This is a genomic window from Colwellia sp. D2M02 (assembly GCF_018860755.1).
Classification (GTDB): Bacteria; Pseudomonadota; Gammaproteobacteria; order Enterobacterales; family Alteromonadaceae; genus Colwellia; species Colwellia asteriadis.
Map to the genome: position 1 here is coordinate 210,311 of NZ_JAHKPW010000070.1, position 18,830 is coordinate 229,140.

At 39.0% G+C, this 18,830-nt stretch carries 16 protein-coding genes, 6 tRNA genes and 1 pseudogene; 17 read left to right on the forward strand and 6 right to left on the reverse strand.

Annotated features, from left to right (window positions below; genetic code table 11):
- The first annotated feature begins 31 nt into the window (after positions 1-31).
- Positions 32-247, forward strand: coding sequence for a TIGR02922 family protein (locus KO495_RS13275; protein WP_215980889.1), 216 nt, complete (start codon positions 32-34; stop codon positions 245-247).
- Between the two features lie 140 nt (positions 248-387).
- On the opposite strand, the gene ccmE is transcribed toward KO495_RS13275, so the two are convergent.
- From ccmE to ccmA, 5 genes are all read right to left on the reverse strand, one after another.
- Complete coding sequence (gene ccmE, locus KO495_RS13280; RefSeq protein WP_215980890.1) at positions 388-909, reverse strand: cytochrome c maturation protein CcmE; 522 nt, start codon at positions 907-909, stop codon at positions 388-390.
- 32 nt (positions 910-941) lie between these two features.
- Complete coding sequence (ccmD, locus tag KO495_RS13285) at positions 942-1,175, reverse strand: heme exporter protein CcmD (protein ID WP_215980891.1); 234 nt, start codon at positions 1,173-1,175, stop codon at positions 942-944.
- Between the two features lie 27 nt (positions 1,176-1,202).
- Positions 1,203-1,946 carry a heme ABC transporter permease gene (locus KO495_RS13290; protein WP_215980892.1) on the reverse strand — a complete coding sequence of 248 codons (744 nt, stop codon included), beginning with the start codon at positions 1,944-1,946 and terminating at the stop codon, positions 1,203-1,205.
- Positions 1,946-2,632: a heme exporter protein CcmB gene (gene ccmB / locus KO495_RS13295; RefSeq protein WP_215981066.1), complete on the reverse strand. Its 687-nt coding sequence runs from the start codon at positions 2,630-2,632 to the stop codon at positions 1,946-1,948. Before ccmB ends, KO495_RS13290 begins: the two co-directional genes overlap by 1 nt.
- A 68-nt stretch (positions 2,633-2,700) precedes the next feature.
- Positions 2,701-3,396, reverse strand: a complete 696-nt coding sequence (gene ccmA, locus KO495_RS13300; RefSeq protein ID WP_215980893.1) for a cytochrome c biogenesis heme-transporting ATPase CcmA — start codon at positions 3,394-3,396, stop codon at positions 2,701-2,703.
- A 429-nt stretch (positions 3,397-3,825) separates the two neighbouring features.
- Between ccmA and KO495_RS13305 the strand changes: the two genes are divergently transcribed.
- From KO495_RS13305 to dinB, 5 genes are all read left to right on the forward strand, one after another.
- Entirely contained in the window at positions 3,826-5,835 is a 2,010-nt protein-coding gene (locus KO495_RS13305) for a heme lyase CcmF/NrfE family subunit (RefSeq protein WP_215981067.1), read from the forward strand.
- A gap of 6 nt (positions 5,836-5,841) precedes the next feature.
- Entirely contained in the window at positions 5,842-6,390 is a 549-nt protein-coding gene (locus tag KO495_RS13310; protein ID WP_215980894.1) for a DsbE family thiol:disulfide interchange protein, read from the forward strand.
- Between the two features lie 3 nt (positions 6,391-6,393).
- Positions 6,394-6,885, forward strand: coding sequence for a cytochrome c-type biogenesis protein (locus KO495_RS13315; RefSeq protein WP_215980895.1), 492 nt, complete (start codon positions 6,394-6,396; stop codon positions 6,883-6,885).
- A 32-nt stretch (positions 6,886-6,917) separates the two neighbouring features.
- Positions 6,918-8,222: a c-type cytochrome biogenesis protein CcmI gene (ccmI, locus tag KO495_RS13320; protein WP_215980896.1), complete on the forward strand. Its 1,305-nt coding sequence runs from the start codon at positions 6,918-6,920 to the stop codon at positions 8,220-8,222.
- Between the two features lie 383 nt (positions 8,223-8,605).
- Positions 8,606-9,676 carry a DNA polymerase IV gene (gene dinB, locus KO495_RS13325; RefSeq protein WP_215980897.1) on the forward strand — a complete coding sequence of 357 codons (1,071 nt, stop codon included), beginning with the start codon at positions 8,606-8,608 and terminating at the stop codon, positions 9,674-9,676.
- 91 nt (positions 9,677-9,767) lie between these two features.
- Here the strand turns inward: dinB and KO495_RS13330 are convergent, their stop codons facing one another.
- Positions 9,768-10,814: a CNNM domain-containing protein gene (locus KO495_RS13330; protein WP_215980898.1), complete on the reverse strand. Its 1,047-nt coding sequence runs from the start codon at positions 10,812-10,814 to the stop codon at positions 9,768-9,770.
- Between the two features lie 147 nt (positions 10,815-10,961).
- Here KO495_RS13330 and rimK point away from each other — a divergent pair, with 147 nt between their 5' ends.
- The 11 genes and pseudogenes from rimK (at position 10,962) to KO495_RS13385 (ending at position 18,523) form a co-directional block, all read left to right on the forward strand.
- Positions 10,962-11,867: a 30S ribosomal protein S6--L-glutamate ligase gene (gene rimK / locus KO495_RS13335; protein ID WP_215980899.1), complete on the forward strand. Its 906-nt coding sequence runs from the start codon at positions 10,962-10,964 to the stop codon at positions 11,865-11,867.
- Positions 11,868-12,139: 272 nt separating this feature from the next.
- Positions 12,140-13,111: a magnesium transporter CorA family protein gene (locus KO495_RS13340; protein WP_215980900.1), complete on the forward strand. Its 972-nt coding sequence runs from the start codon at positions 12,140-12,142 to the stop codon at positions 13,109-13,111.
- Positions 13,112-13,326: 215 nt separating this feature from the next.
- Positions 13,327-13,713 (forward strand): annotated as a pseudogene (locus KO495_RS13345) (regulatory protein RecX); the annotation flags it as partial.
- A 31-nt stretch (positions 13,714-13,744) separates the two neighbouring features.
- Positions 13,745-16,375, forward strand: a complete 2,631-nt coding sequence (alaS, locus tag KO495_RS13350) for an alanine--tRNA ligase (protein ID WP_215980901.1) — start codon at positions 13,745-13,747, stop codon at positions 16,373-16,375.
- Positions 16,376-16,814: 439 nt separating this feature from the next.
- Positions 16,815-17,012 carry a carbon storage regulator CsrA gene (gene csrA / locus KO495_RS13355; RefSeq protein WP_215980902.1) on the forward strand — a complete coding sequence of 66 codons (198 nt, stop codon included), beginning with the start codon at positions 16,815-16,817 and terminating at the stop codon, positions 17,010-17,012.
- Positions 17,013-17,225: 213 nt separating this feature from the next.
- Positions 17,226-17,317, forward strand: a tRNA-Ser gene (locus KO495_RS13360).
- Positions 17,318-17,398: 81 nt separating this feature from the next.
- Positions 17,399-17,475 (forward strand) — tRNA-Arg (locus tag KO495_RS13365).
- A 174-nt stretch (positions 17,476-17,649) separates the two neighbouring features.
- Positions 17,650-17,726, forward strand: a tRNA-Arg gene (locus KO495_RS13370).
- 133 nt (positions 17,727-17,859) lie between these two features.
- Positions 17,860-17,936 (forward strand) — tRNA-Arg (locus tag KO495_RS13375).
- A gap of 114 nt (positions 17,937-18,050) precedes the next feature.
- Positions 18,051-18,142 (forward strand) — tRNA-Ser (locus KO495_RS13380).
- A 304-nt stretch (positions 18,143-18,446) separates the two neighbouring features.
- Positions 18,447-18,523: transfer RNA gene (locus KO495_RS13385), tRNA-Arg, on the forward strand.
- The last annotated feature ends 307 nt before the right edge of the window (positions 18,524-18,830 follow it).

Here is an 18,830-nt window from a genome sequence, read left to right on the forward strand (position 1 = left end):
AATAATTATTCTAAAAGAAAGGATGCTAATAATGAGGGAGGCTAAACGAACAGTGACGGTTATTTATTGTAGTGATGGAGAGCTAGAGCTATTTAGGGAAACTCAAAGCTTCGCATTGAATTTTTATGGTGACATGATTATTCCTGAGAGATATAAGCGTGGAAAAACAATTGTAGCCGTTTGTGAAGGAGAGGTTGAAATACTAAACAGTATTGGTGATCGCCTGATTGCAGAGTACTGGCCTTAAAAGTTAATCATCTGCTTAACCACTTCATTACAACAGAAAAAAACCAACAAAAAAGGTGATTATGTTAATCACCTTTTTTGTTGGGTTTAGCTTGGGGCTGTAAGTACTATCTCATAGTGAGGAGAGAGTACCTATATTAGCTACTTTGTGTTGAGCTGTTCAGGGGTGTAGTTTGCTTTTTCATGCTTTTGTCCTGCTGCTTCAGCAAGCTCTGTCGGCATGTAATTCTCATCATGCTTAGCAAGTACTTCACTCGCTTCTACACTCAAACCCGTTGGTGGATGCTCGGCTAGCGTACCGTTTGCAACAATACCTTGGCCTTCTCGAAATAAATCGGGCAATATCCCTTCATAATAAACAGTAACGACAGGATCTCCTTCATTAAATACAATAGGCATTACCATATCACTCAGTTGAAATGATACCTTGAGGCTTTCAGGGTCGCGTTTAACGCTACCAGGGACCACTAAGCCACCAATACGTATACGTTGACCAATAACCGGTTTAATCCCCGTCTCCTTCTTACCCGAAGTAATCTCGGAGGGGGTGTAAAATAAATCAATATTTTGACTTAAAGCGTAAAGCACTAAGCCTGCAATGGCGCCAATACCGATGAGTACAGAGCTGACAATTGCTAAGCGTTTTTTACGACGTGGGTTCATGAGATAGTACCTTTAATTAAAGTTAAATAGGGTTAACCTGCGGCTGAGTCGTCTGTCTTTGCTGCTTTTTTTCGCTGTTCACGACTTTTACGTAGCTTATCTTCTCGACGCTTATGTTGCGCAATATGGTTTATAATTCTTTTATGCCCCGCTTTTGAATCTATTACTAATAACGTTAGTAATAAAGCGGTAGCACCGAAAGATAGCCATACGTAAAAGCCGTATCCTCCCATGCTGATAAAGTCACTAAAATGAGTAAACTGCATTATTTGCTCTCCAATGTAAGTTTGCTACTACTGTGTTTTTTGTTCTACTAACTCACGCACCCAAGGACGAATACTGTTGCGAGCTAAAATCTCATTGCGAAAACGTAAACAGATAATCACACCGACCAATAATGAAAAACCAATAAAGCAAAAAATAAATGGCCAGAGCATATCAAGTGACATTGATGGCTTTCCTAGTTTGCTGACGGTTGAACCTTGGTGAAGTGTATTCCACCATTCAACAGAATATTTAATAATTGGAATGTTGATAACACCAACTAAGGTTAAAATTCCCGCTGCTTTGCCGGCTAAATTTTTATCTTCAAATGCGCTATGTAAGGCAATAACCCCTAAATATAAAAACAATAAAATTAATTCAGAGGTTAAACGTGCATCCCATATCCACCAAGTGCCCCACATAGGTTTACCCCAAGCAGAGCCTGTAATTAAAGCAATTGCAGTAAAAGCTGCACCAACAGGTGCCATTGCAGCTGCCGAGGCATCAGCAAGCCTTACTTGCCAAACTAAGCTACTAAAAGCGGCAATAGCCATAGAAACATAAATACCCATTGAAAGTGAGGCTGCAGGAACATGTACGTAAAATATGCGAAAACTATCACCTTGTTGATAATCGGCAGGGGCAAATAAAAGCGCCCATACTAAGCCAATACTTAAAAATATTGCAGCAAGGTAACTAAACCAAGGCAGCAATTTATTTGTAAGGTGATAAGACACTTCTGGGTTTGCATAAGGGTGTAACCATTTCCACATTAATTAGTACTCACTTTTAGTGCGGCACCTACGGCAAAAGGTGCAAGAGTTAAAGAGCCAAAAAATAGCGCGGCAATTATAGCAAGTTGTCCGCTGTAGGGTAAACCAAGCGCTGCGGTATCAATGGCGCTCGTTGCAAAGATTAATACAGGAATATAAAGCGGTAGCACTAATAAGCTGAGTAAAACACCGCCTTTTTTTATACCAACAGTTAATGCCACGCCTATAGCCCCCAATAGACTTAAAACGGGCGTACCTAAAAACAAGGTTATTATTAACGCTCCGTAACTGTTTTCATCCAAATGCAGTAATACTGCCAATAATGGAGCCATTAGTATTAACGGCAAACCGGTAATTAACCAATGAGCAGTGATTTTTGCCAGCACTAAAATAAATATTGGATGTGGACTTAATAGCATTTGCTCTAAGGAGCCGTCGGTAAAGTCAGCTTTAAATAACCGATCTAACGATAAAAGTGTTGCAAGGAGGGCTGCTACCCAAATAATGCCTGGTGCAATGCGGCTTAAGGTATTTGCCTCTGGGCCAATACCTAATGGAAATAACGTGATAACAATCACAAAAAATAATAACGGATTGATAATATCGTCACGGTGGCGCAATGCGATGGTTAAATCGCGTTTTAACACTAATGAGAAAGCGCGACGATAAGAAAGCTGTTTACTCATGGGGAGCAGGTTATTGTCTTTATTATTGGGAGTTGATGTTGCTAATGTCATTTGTCGATTTCTCTGCGTTAATCAAAAGCAATATCGTTGCTGTAATCTAAAGTGATTTTTTTAAGCTGGGTGTTAGCTAATGCACTTAAATCTTGGTGGGTCGTAAGTATAATGCAACCGCCGCGTTGAGCGTGTGCTAAAAAAAGTGCCTCTAAATCACTAACACCTTGCTTATCAATTGCGGTAAAGGGCTCATCTAAAATCCAAATGGGGGCGTTGCTTTGGTATAACCTTGCGAGTGCGGTTCTGCGATGTTGTCCAGCGCTTAAATTAGAAGCTAAGTTATCTTCAAAGCCCATTAAATTTACGTTGGTTAATGCTTGAGCTTGACCGTCAGTGTTGTCACCGTGCAATGCAATATTAAAACTTAGGTTTTCCTCTACGGTCATTTCGCCTTTTATTCCTGATAAGTGACCAAAATAAAGTAAATTTTGTTGATACTCTTCACGGTAACGAGTAATAGCCTGTAGGTTTTCTTTGTTATGAGTAGCAGTTGACTGAAAAAGTACTTGCCCTTCGTATGGCTGCGATAAACCAGTAAGTATACGTAATAAACTGGTTTTTCCTGAGCCATTAGGACCTTCAACTTGTATAATGTCCCCGGCGAAAACATCAAAAGATAAAGCATCAAACAATAACCTGTCTTGGCGAATACAAGTTAAGTTTTTGGCGCTGAGTAACAGTGATGCTTTTGGTGTTGTTGATGGAGTCACGTTAATTTTTCTTATTAGTTAATGCTAATGCTCGGTTAACACTTTTTATCGATGTAATTGCCACAGTAATTGTTATTGTACATTATATACTTGAATAATTTTGTGCTTATTTTTCATCAAGCTTACATATATATTAACGGTTTTTTCTCTGGTAATTATTGATGTAGATCGCATAATCACTGTGAGTAATATCTTATCATAGGCACTATGGTTGTAACCTTATAAAGTTGTAACATTATGAAACAACTTGCAGGGGGAATTTACATTAATATTTCGCGCAATTAAATGTTAGAATATTTTAGTGATTTTTAACCAGCAGCCTATAAGTATTTTACTATCTTTTACTGGTAGTTGTTTGTTGAGTAAATATTTTTTAGTAGAGCGGAGAGAGCAATGCTACCTAATGTAGTACCTGAAGTAATTCCTAGGCTGATACCTGAGCTTGGTCATCTAGCCTTAATCATCGCGTTAGCTTTTGCGCTGTGTTTAAGTGTTATCCCTTTAATTGGTGTTCATAGCTCAAATAAAAGCTCATTAAAAAAGCTAATGAGCTACGCCAAGCCACTAACGTTTGGTATGTTTATTTTTACCAGTATTAGCCTTTTTATTCTGGCGTATAGCTTTGTTATTGATGACTTCTCCGTTAAATATATTGCTGGCCACTCTAATACTCACCTTCCTTATTATTTTAAAATTAGTGCTGTATGGGGTGGACACGAAGGTTCACTGTTACTCTGGGTTTTCTCCCTTACGGCCTGGACCGCCGCCGTTGCCAGGTTTTCCAGTGCAATTGAAGAAGAGTTTATTGCTCGCGTTTTAGCGGTAATGGGCATGATAGCGGTTGGTTTTATTGCTTTTACGGTGCTGACTTCAAACCCATTTGAACGCTTATGGCCCAATGCGCCATTAGAAGGGAGAGACTTAAACCCATTATTACAAGATATTGGTTTGATTATTCACCCACCATTACTTTATCTTGGTTATGTTGGCTTTGCCGTTGCCTTTGCTTTTGCTGTTGCAGCCCTAATGATGGGTAAAATGGATGCTGCTTGGGCACGTTGGTCACGCCCTTGGACTGTTGGCGCTTGGATGTTTTTAACATTAGGTATTGCCCTAGGAAGCTGGTGGGCGTATTACGAACTTGGCTGGGGCGGTTGGTGGTTTTGGGACCCTGTTGAAAATGCCTCATTTATGCCTTGGCTTGTTGGTACTGCTCTTATTCACTCATTGGCGGTTACCGAAAAGCGTGGCACATTTAGAAACTGGACCATATTATTGGCAATTTTTGCCTTTGGTTTAAGCTTACTTGGCACATTTTTAGTACGCTCTGGTGTGATTACCTCGGTTCACTCTTTTGCCGCTGATCCATCAAGAGGTGTTTTCATTTTAATGATTCTAGCTTTTGCAATGGGTGGGGCATTAACGCTATATGCCTTTAGAGCACGTACTGTTGCCAGCTTCTCTCGCTTTGCCTTTTATTCACGTGAAACTGCATTATTACTTTGTAATGTGATTTTAGTGATTGCCGCAGTAACGGTATTACTGGGTACGCTTTATCCTTTATTAGTTGACGCACTAGGTTATGGAAAAATCTCGGTAGGTCCTCCATATTTTAACGCGGTATTTGTGCCTATTATGAGCATGCTCTTTGTTATTATGGGTATTGGACCAATGATTCGCTGGAAAAAGGCGAAAAAAGGCGAACTGCGTAAGCATTTAGTTAAACCGTCAGTTTTTAGTATTGCCTTTGGCTTGTTGTTTCCTGTTGTTTATGCCGGTGAGTTTAATATTCTGGTTACTATGGGGATGACATTAGCAATGTGGGTTTTCTTAGTGGTAGTAAAAGAAGTACGCAACCAATTGAAAGCGTCAGGAAAATTATCTATTAGCCATTTAGGCATGGCAACAGCACACGCTGGTATTGCTATTACTATTGTTGGTGTAACGCTTGTTTCAAGCTATGAAAGTGAAACTAACGTAAAGCTAGGGCTTGATGAAAAGGTTACTATTTCAGGCTACCAAATTGAATTCAAAGGTATTAAGCAGGTTGAAGGGCCAAACTATAGTGCAGAGCAAGGTCAAATCAATGTTTATAAAAATGATGATTTTGTAGCGTTATTAAAACCTGAACGCCGATCTTATCGTGTTCAAACAATGGGAATGACTGAAGCGGCTATCGATCCTGGTTTATTCCGCGATGTTTATGTTGCTTTAGGTGATCCGATTGTTATTAATGGACAACATGACGGTTCTTGGGCTGTACGTGTACACTATAAACCCTTTGTACGCTGGATTTGGTTAGGTGCTATTTTCATGGCACTTGGTGGCGTGCTGTCTATGCTTGATAAACGCTATCGTCGCCGAAAAAGCAACACCGCTAAAGAGCCTGTTGTAGCCGACTTACTTACTCAACCTGTTTCAAATAATACCAAGGCTTAATGAATAATGAATAAACTCATTCGTTTTTTACCCCTTATATTAGTGATTGCATTGGGCGTGGTTTTATATCGAGGACTATCGTTAAACCCACAAGAAATGCCGTCAGCGCTGGTAGGTAATAGTATGCCAACCTTTAACTTATCGACATTAAATAATGCAAACAAACGGGTAACACAGGCCGACTTATTAGGTGATATTGTACTCATTAACGTATGGGCAACGTGGTGCCCAACTTGTAAGTATGAACACCCTTATTTGGTTGATGTGGCTAAAAACCCGAAAGTGAAGCTTTATGGTTTAAATTATAAAGACGATCGCGTAGCCGGACAGCAATGGCTTGTTGATTATGAAGACCCGTATATTTTCTCAATATTTGATGAAGAAGGTACGCTCGGTTTAGATCTTGGTGTTTATGGCGCACCTGAAACTTTTGTTATTGATCACCATGGTGTTATTCGTAAGCGTTTTGCTGGTGCTATTGATACACGCGTTTGGCGCTCCGAGTTTGAGCCGCTTATTGAACAGCTTATTGTTGAAAAGCAACAAGGGAAATAAACCATGCTATTTAAAAAAACACTCATTGTATTGTTAACCGTTGTGGTCTACTTCTGTGTAAGCTTTAGTAGCTCTTTATCAAATCAAGCCTATGCTAGTCCGATGGATACCTACGAGTTTCATGATGAAGTGACTAAAATACGCTTTCAAGCACTTACCAAAGAGTTACGCTGCCCTAAATGTCAAAATCAAAACTTAGCTGACTCTAACTCACCCATTGCTGCTGATTTACGTAATGAAGTGTATGAATTGTTGATGCAAGGTAAGGCCGATATTGAAATTGTTGACTTTATGGTGAAACGTTACGGGGAATTTGTTTTATATCGCCCTCGTGTTTCACAGTTAACTTATGTTCTATGGTTTGGACCCGCGGTATTAATATTGTTTGGCGCAATTGTTGTCACTGTTATTGTTAGAAGAAAGCCTGTGGCAGAGAAAGATATACAACTCAATGCTGAACAGCAAGACAAACTCAAACGCTTTCTTAAAAAATAACCCAGCACCTATTAAAATAAGTAGAAAATATTATGGAATTAGCTTTAATCCTTTTGGCACTATTCGCCTTATTGTTACTGGTGGTTTGGTTACCGTTTTTTAAGCAAACCAAACAAAAAAATACCGACAACGCTAATGTGCGTGATGAAACCAATGTACGTTTATATCATGAGCATAAAAAAGAAATCGAAAAAGACTTTCAAGACGGCGGTATTGATGATGAAAACTATCAATATCTACTAGCTGAGCTTGACAGTAGTTTGTTACAAGACATTGAAGCAAGCGAAACTAGTGCTGATATTGCCACCGGAAAAGAAAAAAACTTTTCGGTGATCTGGCCTATAGCATTGAGCGTGTTCATTCTTACCTTTACGGTTGGATTTTATTTAAAGCACGGTCACTTAGAGCAAATAACACAACCTGCGATTAATGATGCCCATCAAGGTATGAGCGCTGAGCAACTACAAGCACAACGCCAAAAAGAAACGGTCGCATATATTAAAAAATTACAGCAGCGTACCCAAGAAAATGCAGATGACGCTGAAGCTTGGTATAACTTAGGGCAAACCTTTGTCGTTGTTGGTGAGTTTGATGCGGCAATTAAATCATTTGAGCAAGTCATTCGTATTGAAGGGGAGCATGCTGATTTACTGGGAGCGATTGCTCAGGCACATTATTATAAAAATGATCAACAGATTAATGAAATAGTGCAGCATTATATTGATAAATCATTAGCTTTAGATGCTAATGACGCTTCAACCAATATATTACTTGGTATGCATAATTTCTTAGGTGAAAATTACCCGCAAGCAATTAGCCATTGGCAGCGTGTTATTGATGCTAATAAGCAAGGCGTTAATATTGCGGCATTAAAAGAAGCGGTAGCTGAGGCTAATAACCGTATGGGGCTATCAGGTAGCTCACAAGCTGATAGTGGCGATAAAAGTAATGATAGCGCAAGCTCAAAGCTTGATTCAGCAAACGGACCACAATTGAATGTATCGGTGAGTTTATCTGAAAATATTTCAGCTAAGCTTGCCCAGGGTGAAGATCGCGTAGTATTTGTTTATGCGATACCAACTACGGGTCAGCGTATGCCATTAGCGGCAGTTAAAATTAAGTTAAGTGACTTGCCAACGGTTATCGTGCTTAATAACTCGCAAGCAATGAGCAGCGCGAATACCTTAGGCAGTGTTGAGCAAGTAAATTTATTTGCAATAGCATCTAAGTTAGGCGGCGTTGGCATAAAACCGGGCGATTATAAAGCAGAGAAAAAAGACGTTGCTGTTAATAGTACCGGCACTATTTCATTAGTGATAGATAGCTTGGTTGAGTAACGCTTTGAGTCTCTATTAAGTGCAGCTAAGCGGCTTATTGTAATACGCTGTATATTGCGCATAACGACAACGTGAGTAAATTGATCTACCGGGGGGTAATGCCCATCAAGATCTAATTTATTCACGTTTTTTTATTCTATAAGAAAAAATTATTATGGGACCCGCGCAGAGCACTACTATTACATTGCGAGGTTAACTAACCTAGGAGTGAGGTAATACACTCATCTATAACTAACCAGCTAGATCCAATGCCAAAGAGTAATCAAGCTATACTCTTCTCGTTAAATAAAGTTTTAACTTCATTTATACCTTGTACTATTTTTACTTGTCATTTTTAGATACTTAACTATACTGTTTTTATATACAGTTACTGGGTACGTAAAATGACAAGTCAGCGTAAAATTATTCATATTGACATGGATTGCTTTTATGCCGCTGTTGAAATGCGGGATTTCCCTGAATATAGAAATATCCCTTTAGCTGTTGGTGGAGATGGACCACGTAGTGTTTTATCTACGTGTAATTATTTAGCAAGACAATACGGTGTTCGTTCAGCATTACCTGCAAGTAAAGCAAAGCAGCTTTGCCCTGAACTTGTTATTGTTCACGGGCGTATGAAAGTTTATCAAGAAGTCTCCTCTAAAATCAGAGAGATATTTGCTCGCTACACTTCATTAATTGAGCCGCTGTCGCTAGACGAAGCTTACCTTGATGTAACACACTGCAAGCACTTTAATGGCTCAGCGACACTTATTGCTAATGATATTCGCCTTGCTATTTTTACTGAATTACAGCTAACGGCATCTGCCGGTATTGCTCCTATTAAGTTTCTCGCTAAAATAGCCTCTGATTTAAATAAGCCAAACGGTCAGTATGTTATTACGCCTGCTCAAGTTGATGGCTTTATCGATAATATGCCCCTCAAAAAAATTCCAGGTGTTGGTAAAGTGAGCGCAGAAAAACTAAAGTTAAGTGGTTTAACTTTAGGGCGTGATGTAAAAGCGTTAGATGAAGCAAGCCTTATTCAAAAATTTGGTAAATTAGGGCACTCACTCTGGCACAAGTGTCATGGTCGAGATAATCGTGCAGTAGAAACCACTAGGGTAAGAAAGTCCGTTGGCGTTGAAAGAACTTTTGCGGATGATATTCATGATGTTGAAACGCTAAATCATTACATGAACGATAAATTAATTCCTGAGCTTAAGCTTAGAGCAGAGAAGTATTTATTAACAAGAAATATTAGTAAACTGGGAGTTAAGGTTAAGTTTAAAGATTTTCACCAAACGACGAAAGAATTTAAGTTTCACCAATTTGATGAATTAGTTTTTAAAACTTTACTGGAAGAAGGGCTGGCAAGAGGTCAGGGCAAAGCGGTACGTTTGTTAGGCGTTCATATTGGCTTAGGGGATAGTATTCAACAAGAGCAGCAGCAAATAGAGTTTGAGTTGTTATAGTTTAATCACACAAAAACAATAAGCTGTAGTCGCTCAGCCATTCACTATGTAAATGACTGATTAACGCTACCTAATAATAACCCCAAGTCATTTATGAGGCTGTTTCTGCGACTTTAGGGTCGCTAGGTAACATGCCCTTGAGTAATAAGCCGAAAATATCAGCCCCCGTAATAATACGCTTTGTTTCACCCCAAATTAATAGCACGTCATGTTCAATAACCCCATCAAAGTTTTTATCAATAGAGGTGTTACTTTTCATCAATAACATTGCTTCATTTAATGGTGTCGTTTCGTCAGTGATAACTACCGGGCGATGACAATAATGATATGGATCGAAGCTTTCTTGTTGGTACAATGCAGCACGAGAAAAACCGTCAGCATCTAATACTAACAGCGGCTCACCTTCTTCATTGGTTAAAATCACCCAACTGTGGTTGGTATTATTCACTAGCTTTAAAAAAGCATCGTCAGGGCTCTGTGTAATTTCAGGAATAATAGGTAAATCTAATTTAGTGGGTAGGGCGATAATTGATTTAGGATCAATTACTTCTCCCTCTTGTGTTACATGTATTTCATCTAACGCAAAAAAGTTTAATGCGCCTATACCTTCAACATGGTTTAAGTCAGCTTCTTCTGCGGTGATATGTTGCTTAATAATATTACGTAGCTCACTTTCTTCTAAATAAGTAATACCTTCTTTACCTAACCAGCCATCTAATATAAGCGCGGTTGGTCGTGCAACAGGATAAAATAAAAACTGATAGAAACGAATAACTGGTGCCAGCATATTTCCCATTTTTAAGGCGTTTCGTGAAAAGTAAGCTTGAGGGGTAATTTCACCAATAATCGTGATAGCAATGGTTGAAAATAAAAAGGCGCTAATACCAGTAAGTACCGAGTCAGATAACATAGTGAGCAATACGTTAATACCTACATTACCCCATAAAATGGTTGCCAGTAAAAAATTAGAATCATCTCTTAGCTGTAAAACCTTAATGGCTGCCTTGTTACCTTTTTTAGCTTCAACCTCTAAATGTAAGCGGCTGATTGAAAAAAAAGCGAGATTGAGCCCTGAGAATATTGCAGATTGCGTGATACAAAATGCGATGGCACACCATAAAATGATGTCTGTAGACATATATTTTCCTAAATGTATTTAATAGAACGTGTTTCAGGCATCAACTTAAGCTTAAATTACCCGAAATGAAAGTAAAATAAACTGCTATGCTAACTAATTAGTTGGTTTTTAATCAGTACACTTACCTAAAATGAAAAGGCTTTCAAAATGAAAATTGCTATTTTATCACGAAATAAAAAACTCTACTCTACTCGTAGACTCGTTGAAGCAGCTAGAGCAAGAGGGCATGAAGTTGATGTGATTGATACGCTACATTGCTACATGGATATTACCAGTAATAAGCCAACAGTAAGGTATCATGGTGAAGAGCTGCCCAAATACGATGCTGTTATTCCTCGCATTGGTGCTTCAGTTACTTTTTACGGTACAGCCGTTGTTAGGCAGTTTGAGATGATGGGCACCTTTATCGTGAATGAGTCAGTGGCTATTAGCCGTTCACGTGATAAGTTACGTTCAATGCAATTGTTATCGCGTAAAGGGGTTGGGTTACCACGCACAGGGTTTGCTAACAGACCTGACAACATTAAAGACCTAATTAAAAATGTGGGTGGCGCTCCTGTAGTAATTAAATTACTTGAAGGTACGCAAGGCATTGGTGTGGTGCTTGCTGAAACCGCTAAAGCGGCTGAAGCGATTGTTGAAGCATTTATGGGCTTAAGTGCGGATATTTTGGTGCAGGAGTTTATTAAAGAAGCTGGCGGTGCTGATATTCGGTGTTTAGTGGTCGGCGGTAAAGTGGTTGCGGCCATGAAGCGTCAAGGCGCTGAGGGTGAGTTTCGCTCTAACCTACATCGTGGTGGCAGTGCTGAACTTGTTAAGCTAACAAAAGAAGAACGAGCAACCGCAGTTATGTCGGCTAAAGTTATGGGCTTAGGTATGTGTGGTGTTGATATTTTACGTGCCGAGCGTGGCCCTGTAGTTATGGAAGTTAACTCCTCGCCTGGCCTAGAGGGGATTGAGAACGCAACTAACAAAGATGTTGCAGGTATGATCATTGAATATATTGAAAAGCATGCTAAAGAAGGTAATACCAAAACTAAAGGAAATGGTTAGTCTCTTATGTTTAATGCCGACTTAATGTCGACAAAAACGCTTAGTTGCCATGCAGCTAGGCGTTTTTTATTGGCGAGTCATGCGTCATATGAGCTAATCTGAGTTCAGGTTATCTGAGTTCAGGTTAAATATAATAAATCATAACAACATTGAATTTACTTGCAAAACCCTAGTTATTAGCGCATAAATCGACCTTATTATTTTAAGCTCTGTGTAATATGTAAGTATTTTTAACCTGGGCTGGCGTTTATTTATTATATTGGAGTGAAAACATGATCAGAACAATGTTGATTTCCCCATCATCTTCAGTAGAGATGGGCGGTGAAGAATTGTTAACTCAGTGGGAAAACAGCACTGATACATTGCTTTGGGTTGATCTTGATAACCTTGATCGCACTAAAGAAAAAGCACTATTAAATCAATTAGGCTGCCACCCATTAGCAATACAAGATGCGCAGCGTGATAGACACCCGCCTAAAGTTGAGCTATTTAGTGATTACATTTTTCTACTTTATCGCGGTTTTGTTGAAAATGATGACAGTTTGAAATTTGAGCATTTACAAGTCAGCATGTTTATCGGTCATCGTATTTTAATTACTAGTCACCCTAAAAGCTCAATTGCTATTAATAGTTTATTCAATAAAACCAGTGCAAAATACTTACAGCGTAGCCCTATGCACTTAGCGTTAAAAATATTTCATAGTAGCTGTGGTAATTACCTTAAGCAGTTATTCACATTTGAAGCTAACCTAGAAAAAATTGAAGATGAATTTCAATTAAGTGGTAACGACCAAATGATGCGAGAGATCACATCATATCGTTCTCAATTAGTTAAAATCAGAAGAACCTTTAATTACCACGTGACCATTGGTGATACGCTTAAAGTATACCTTGAAGATGAGGAAACTGCGTTAATCACCGCAGACGAAGTACATACCTTAACCGACTTAAGAGAGCGGTTAGATAGGTTATTGAGCCTTTCACAAATGTATTATGATATTTGTGGCGACTTAATTGATGGTTATATGTCTATCACTTCACACCAACTTAATGCCACTATGCGTGTACTCACAGTAATCACCGCGTTATTTGTCCCATTAACCTTTTTAGCAGGCATTTATGGGATGAACTTTGAGAATATACCAGAGCTAAAATTTGAAAATGGTTATTACATATTGCTCGGTGTTATGACGGTAACCTCGGTAGCTTTGATTGCGTTCTTTAAACGTAAGCGCTGGTTATGATACAGTGAAATAGGTGAGTGTTTCTTGAAGGAACATTGCTATATTCAACAACAATTATTATTAATTGCTCGCCAAGCGCTTTATAATGCCAACATGGTTATTTAGCTAAAAAGGGGGAGAGTTTGAAACAAACCGCACTCCATTGCGCTGTTGGCTTATTAGTACGGTGAGAGCACTCACAAGCAGAGCTAAACCAAAAACTATTAACACGCGAGTTTCTTCAAGCAGATATTGATAAAGCTACTGAGAGACTACTAGAAAAAAACTACCTTAGTGATGAGCGTTTTGCACTAAGTCGGTATCACTATCGTGTTAATCGAGGTTACAGTTGGTATTACATTGCTAATGAATTAAAACAAAAGGGCGTTTGCACAACAATCATACAAAATTTGCGTGAAAGTTGTGAAATTGATTGGTATCTTCAAGCCGAGCTTGCGTATAATAAACGCTTTGCTATGAAAGATGCTGTTGATGAGCACATAGATGACAGCCTAGATAAAAAAACTAAGCATAAGCTTATGGAAAAAGACAAAGCCAAAAAAATTCGTTTTTTGCAATACCGTGGTTTTTCAACCGATGAAATAATTGCGGTAACAGAATGATAATTAAATAAATCGATTTGTAGAGTATCTCATGATTAAAAGCACCGCCGAAGTCCGTCAGGCATTTTTAGATTTCTTTGCCACCAAACAACACCAAATAGTTAAAAGCAACTCATTAATACCTGGCAACGATGCCACGCTATTATTTACTAATGCTGGTATGGTGCCATTTAAAGATGTTTTTTTAGGTGCTGAAAAACGCAGTTATACCCGAGCAACGTCAGCACAGCGCTGTGTACGTGCTGGTGGTAAGCATAACGATTTAGAAAACGTTGGCTATACTGCACGCCACCACACTTTTTTTGAAATGTTAGGTAACTTCAGTTTTGGCGATTACTTCAAAAATGATGCGATCAGCTATGCTTGGGAGTTTTTAACAACCGTATTAGGGCTTCCAAAAGAGAAACTTCTGGTAACCGTTTATGAAACGGATGAAGAAGCATATGCTTATTGGAAAGATATCATTGGCATACCAGCAGAAAAAATTATCCGCATTGGTGATAAGTCGGCGGGTAAAAAATACGAGTCAGATAACTTCTGGTCAATGGGCGATACTGGCCCTTGTGGCCCTTGCTCTGAAATATTTTATGATCACGGTGAAGATATTTTTGGTGGTCCTCCTGGATCGCCTGATGAAGACGGTGATCGTTTTATTGAAATTTGGAATATTGTTTTCATGCAGTTCAACCGCCAGGTTGATGGCACAATGGAACCATTACCTAACCCGTCTATTGATACAGGTATGGGGTTAGAGCGTATTTCAGCGATTATGCAAAATGTGCATAGCAACTATGAAATTGATATTTTCCAAGCGTTAATTAAAGATACTGCGAGCTTACTTAGCTGTAATGACCTAGACCATAAATCATTACGTGTTATTAGTGATCATATCCGTTCATGTAGTTTTTTAATTGTTGATGGCGTTATCCCGTCAAATGAAGGACGCGGTTATGTATTACGTCGTATTATTCGTCGTGCTATTCGTCATGGTCATAAACTAGAGGCGAAAGGGCACTTCTTCCATAAATTAGTGTCTTCACTGATTGCCCAAATGGGTGATGCGTACCCTGAGCTAGTTCAGCAACAAGCGACTATTGAAAAGTTATTACGTATTGAAGAAGAGCAGTTTGGACGTACGCTTGATCGCGGTATGGTGCTACTTGAAGATATTCTAACTAATTTACAGGGTGACACTATACAAGGTGATGACGTCTTTAAATTATATGATACTTATGGATTTCCAGCTGATTTAACCGCTGATATTGCTCGTGAGCGACAATTAAATATTGATCATAATGGCTTTGATATTGCTATGGGACAACAGCGCGAACGTGCCCAACAAGCAAGTCAATTTGGTACAGACTATAACCTGCAACTTAAGTCTGATCAGAAAACAGAATTTAAAGGCTATGACAATAACTCTGCTTCAGCGACTATTGTTGAACTTTTCAATAACACCGATCAAGAAGCGGTTAGCGAGTTAAAAGCAGGTGAGCAAGGGATTGTTATTCTTGACCATACGCCATTTTATGCTGAATCGGGTGGTCAAGCAGGCGACAGTGGCTTCCTACACCTTGATGGCGGTTACTTTGAAGTTAAAGATACCACTAAGTTAGGTAATGCATATGCGCACAGAGGTATTGCGCATACTGATATGGGCTTGAATCGTCGTGTTAAAGCTGAGATTGATGTAGAACGCCGTGCGGCAATTGTTAAAAACCATACCGCAACACATTTATTACACGCGGCTTTACGTAAAGTTTTAGGTGAACATGTTGGGCAAAAAGGCTCGTTATGTGATAGTGAGAAATTACGTTTTGACTTCTCTCATTTTGAAGCGGTAACTGCCGATGAATTAAAAGCGGTTGAGCAACTTGTTAACGATGAAATACGTCGAAACCACTTAAAACAAACTGAATCAATGTATATTGAAGAAGCTAAAGAAAAGGGGGCGATGGCCTTATTTGGTGAAAAGTACGATGATGAAGTACGCGTAGTGACTTTAGGTGACTTTTCTATTGAGCTTTGTGGTGGTGTTCATGTTGAGCGCACCGGTGACATCGGTTTACTGAAAATAGTTTCTGAGTCGGGTATTGCAGCAGGTGTTCGCCGTATTGAAGCGGTAACGGCTATTGAAGCTCTAAACTTTGTTGATAAGCAAGCAGAGTCACTATCGAACATTGCCAGCCTAGTAAAGAGTGATGTTGCAGGTGCTTCAGGGAAAGTAGAGCAGCTAATTAGTCGCTCTAAACAACTTGAGAAAGAAATCGCACAGTTAAAGCAAGAATTAGCAGCACAAGCAGGCTCTGACCTAGTAAATAACGCGATTAATATTCATGGTGTTAATGTACTGATTGCTGACTTAAATGGCGTAGAGAGCAAAGCACTACGTGGCATGGTAGATGAACTTAAAAATAAAATGCAGTCAGGCATAATCATGCTTGCTACGGCTAATGAGGGTAAAGTTGGCTTAATTGCTGGTGTTACTAAAGATTTAGTCGGTAAGGTTAAAGCCGGCGAATTAGTGAATATGGTTGCCTTACAAGTCGGCGGTAAAGGGGGCGGTCGCCCTGATATGGCACAAGCTGGCGGTAGTCAACCTGAAAACATCACTGCAGCTCTAGCGAGTGTTGAAGCTTGGTTATCAGATAAGCTTGCCTAAAAATATTATGTTGATAAAAGGCTTTTATTAATGTCTTGATTGTAAAAAAGAAGCTTCGGCTTCTTTTTTTGGTTATAACGTTATAAAAAAGTTAATAGCCTATTTAAATTCTGTACATTTTTTGTTCTGTACAAAAAAATACAATAAATAGACAAGAAATGACACAATCTTCGGCTAAATCACGGTATAAAACTATTCAAGAGTAGAGAAAAGTTGCTAAAATAACATTTCATTTATGAAACTACTAAATACAACAAGTAGTTCACGATGAAATTCAATTAAAAACGCTATCGGATATAGTTTTTTAATTGAATAGTGACTTTTGGGACTATTTTTACTATTACTTATAGTGAAGGACTAAAAGTAAACTAATTCTAATATATTACTAGCTTATATATATTTATTTAGTGATTCTCATTTCAATGAAAAGGAAGAAGCAATGCTTATACTAACAAGACGTGTCGGTGAAACTTTAATGATCGGTGATGAAGTTACCGTAACCGTATTAGGTGTTAAAGGTAACCAAGTAAGAATTGGCGTAAATGCCCCAAAAGAAATCTCAGTTCATCGTGAAGAAATTTATATGCGTATACAAGCTGAGAAAGGTGATAGCGAAGTTTCTGGTAATACAGCTTAAGAGCAATTGCTTTGATTGTTTTGGTCGAAATAATGTGACCTTAGCAGGTATAAAAAAACACCACACTTGTTGGTGTTTTTTTATACCTGAAATAGAGTTATTGTCTAAAAAATAACGTTGTTGATTGAATTGTCAACAAACAGCGAGAAAACAGCAAATTTATCTAAAAAATGTTTGACTTATTTTTAAGATCCATTATTATTCGCACCCATTGGAGAGGTGGCCGAGTGGCCGAAGGCGCTCCCCTGCTAAGGGAGTATCTGGTTTATCCCGGATCGAGGGTTCGAATCCCTCCCTCTCCGCCATTATTTTTATTTATTAATAATAATGGCTGCAAGTGAAAATTTGCTATCTTTAGACTAAGATATAAAACATAGTTAATGTGAGGACGCGTAGCTCAGCTGGATAGAGTACCTGGCTACGAACCAGGCGGTCGCAGGTTCGACTCCTGCCGCGTCCGCCACTTTACTTTAAGTGGTTAAATAATAAAGTGTAGCTAATGTTTAGGCTAGATAAAGAAATATTCATACCGCGAACATGTAGCTCAGCTAGATAGTTTACTCTGTTTAATTGGCTACGAACCTTGAATTAGGGAGTTCGTTATCTTTATTCTAAGATATAAAACATAGTTTACCGCGGACGCGTAGCTCAGCTGGATAGAGTACCTGGCTACGAACCAGGCGGTCGCAGGTTCGACTCCTGCCGCGTCCGCCACATCTCTTTGAGAATAAGTAAACCTAGTTTCGGCTAGGTTTTTTTATGTGAAAAAATCACTTCGTTTTCGGTGATTAAGTAGCCTCATAGTAAGAGTTATCTTCAAACTAAGATATAAAACATAGTTTACCGCGGACGCGTAGCTCAGCTGGATAGAGTACCTGGCTACGAACCAGGCGGTCGCAGGTTCGACTCCTGCCGCGTCCGCCACATCTCGTTAGAGAATTTACTATTTAGGTAGTAAAGTGAAAATACTTAATAAGTATATTCATCATTGTTCAACCCGTAGTGATTAATCAGTATTGATTATTTATTACAACCTCAGGAGAGGTGGCCGAGTGGCCGAAGGCGCTCCCCTGCTAAGGGAGTATCTGGTTTATCCCGGATCGAGGGTTCGAATCCCTCCCTCTCCGCCATTCCCTTATGCTTATAATAAGTGTAGGTAAATGGCAGCGAAGCTCATTTTCTGGTATTCGTTATCTTTATTCTAAGATATAAAACATAGTTTACCGCGAACATGTAGCTCAGCTGGATAGTTTACTCTGTTTAATTGGCTACGAACCTTGAATGGGAAGTTCGTTATCTTTATTCTAAGATATAAAACATAGTTTACCGCGAACATGTAGCTCAGCTGGATAGTTTACTCTGTTTAATTGGCTACGAACCTTGAATGGGGAAGTTCGTTATCTTTATTCTAAGATATAAAACATAGTTTACCGCGGACGCGTAGCTCAGCTGGATAGAGTACCTGGCTACGAACCAGGCGGTCGCAGGTTCGACTCCTGCCGCGTCCGCCACATCTCTTAGAGAGTAAGATAACCTAGCTTCGGCTAGGTTTTTTTATACCTGAAATTCATGTCTTATTGATTTCCTCATGTTATTGCCAAAAAAGTGCTTAATTATTAGCAGGCACAATACCCTTACTATCCATTTTGTATAAAGGGTTTTAGTATCATCGGCTAAAATTTTTTACTTGTCTTGATATTTGTTTAAAACAACATAGAAACCTTATGGTTTTAATAACTAACCCGAGCTCGGCTTAACAAATGTTTCTCTAGCAGCTATTTCTCCTAACTTCTTCGTTAAATTTACTTGCAATAGGCC

Coding starts and splice junctions, on each gene's coding strand:
- rimK (WP_215980899.1), top strand. CDS start 10,962: ATGAAAATTGCTATTTTATCACGAAATAAAAAACTCTACTCTACTCGT.
- KO495_RS13275 (WP_215980889.1), top strand. CDS start 32: ATGAGGGAGGCTAAACGAACAGTGACGGTTATTTATTGTAGTGATGGA.
- dinB (WP_215980897.1), top strand. CDS start 8,606: ATGACAAGTCAGCGTAAAATTATTCATATTGACATGGATTGCTTTTAT.
- alaS (WP_215980901.1), top strand. CDS start 13,745: ATGATTAAAAGCACCGCCGAAGTCCGTCAGGCATTTTTAGATTTCTTT.
- ccmE (WP_215980890.1), bottom strand. CDS start 909: ATGAACCCACGTCGTAAAAAACGCTTAGCAATTGTCAGCTCTGTACTC.
- ccmI (WP_215980896.1), top strand. CDS start 6,918: ATGGAATTAGCTTTAATCCTTTTGGCACTATTCGCCTTATTGTTACTG.
- ccmD (WP_215980891.1), bottom strand. CDS start 1,175: ATGCAGTTTACTCATTTTAGTGACTTTATCAGCATGGGAGGATACGGC.
- csrA (WP_215980902.1), top strand. CDS start 16,815: ATGCTTATACTAACAAGACGTGTCGGTGAAACTTTAATGATCGGTGAT.
- KO495_RS13340 (WP_215980900.1), top strand. CDS start 12,140: ATGATCAGAACAATGTTGATTTCCCCATCATCTTCAGTAGAGATGGGC.
- KO495_RS13310 (WP_215980894.1), top strand. CDS start 5,842: ATGAATAAACTCATTCGTTTTTTACCCCTTATATTAGTGATTGCATTG.
- KO495_RS13315 (WP_215980895.1), top strand. CDS start 6,394: ATGCTATTTAAAAAAACACTCATTGTATTGTTAACCGTTGTGGTCTAC.
- KO495_RS13290 (WP_215980892.1), bottom strand. CDS start 1,946: ATGTGGAAATGGTTACACCCTTATGCAAACCCAGAAGTGTCTTATCAC.
- ccmB (WP_215981066.1), bottom strand. CDS start 2,632: ATGAGTAAACAGCTTTCTTATCGTCGCGCTTTCTCATTAGTGTTAAAA.
- KO495_RS13330 (WP_215980898.1), bottom strand. CDS start 10,814: ATGTCTACAGACATCATTTTATGGTGTGCCATCGCATTTTGTATCACG.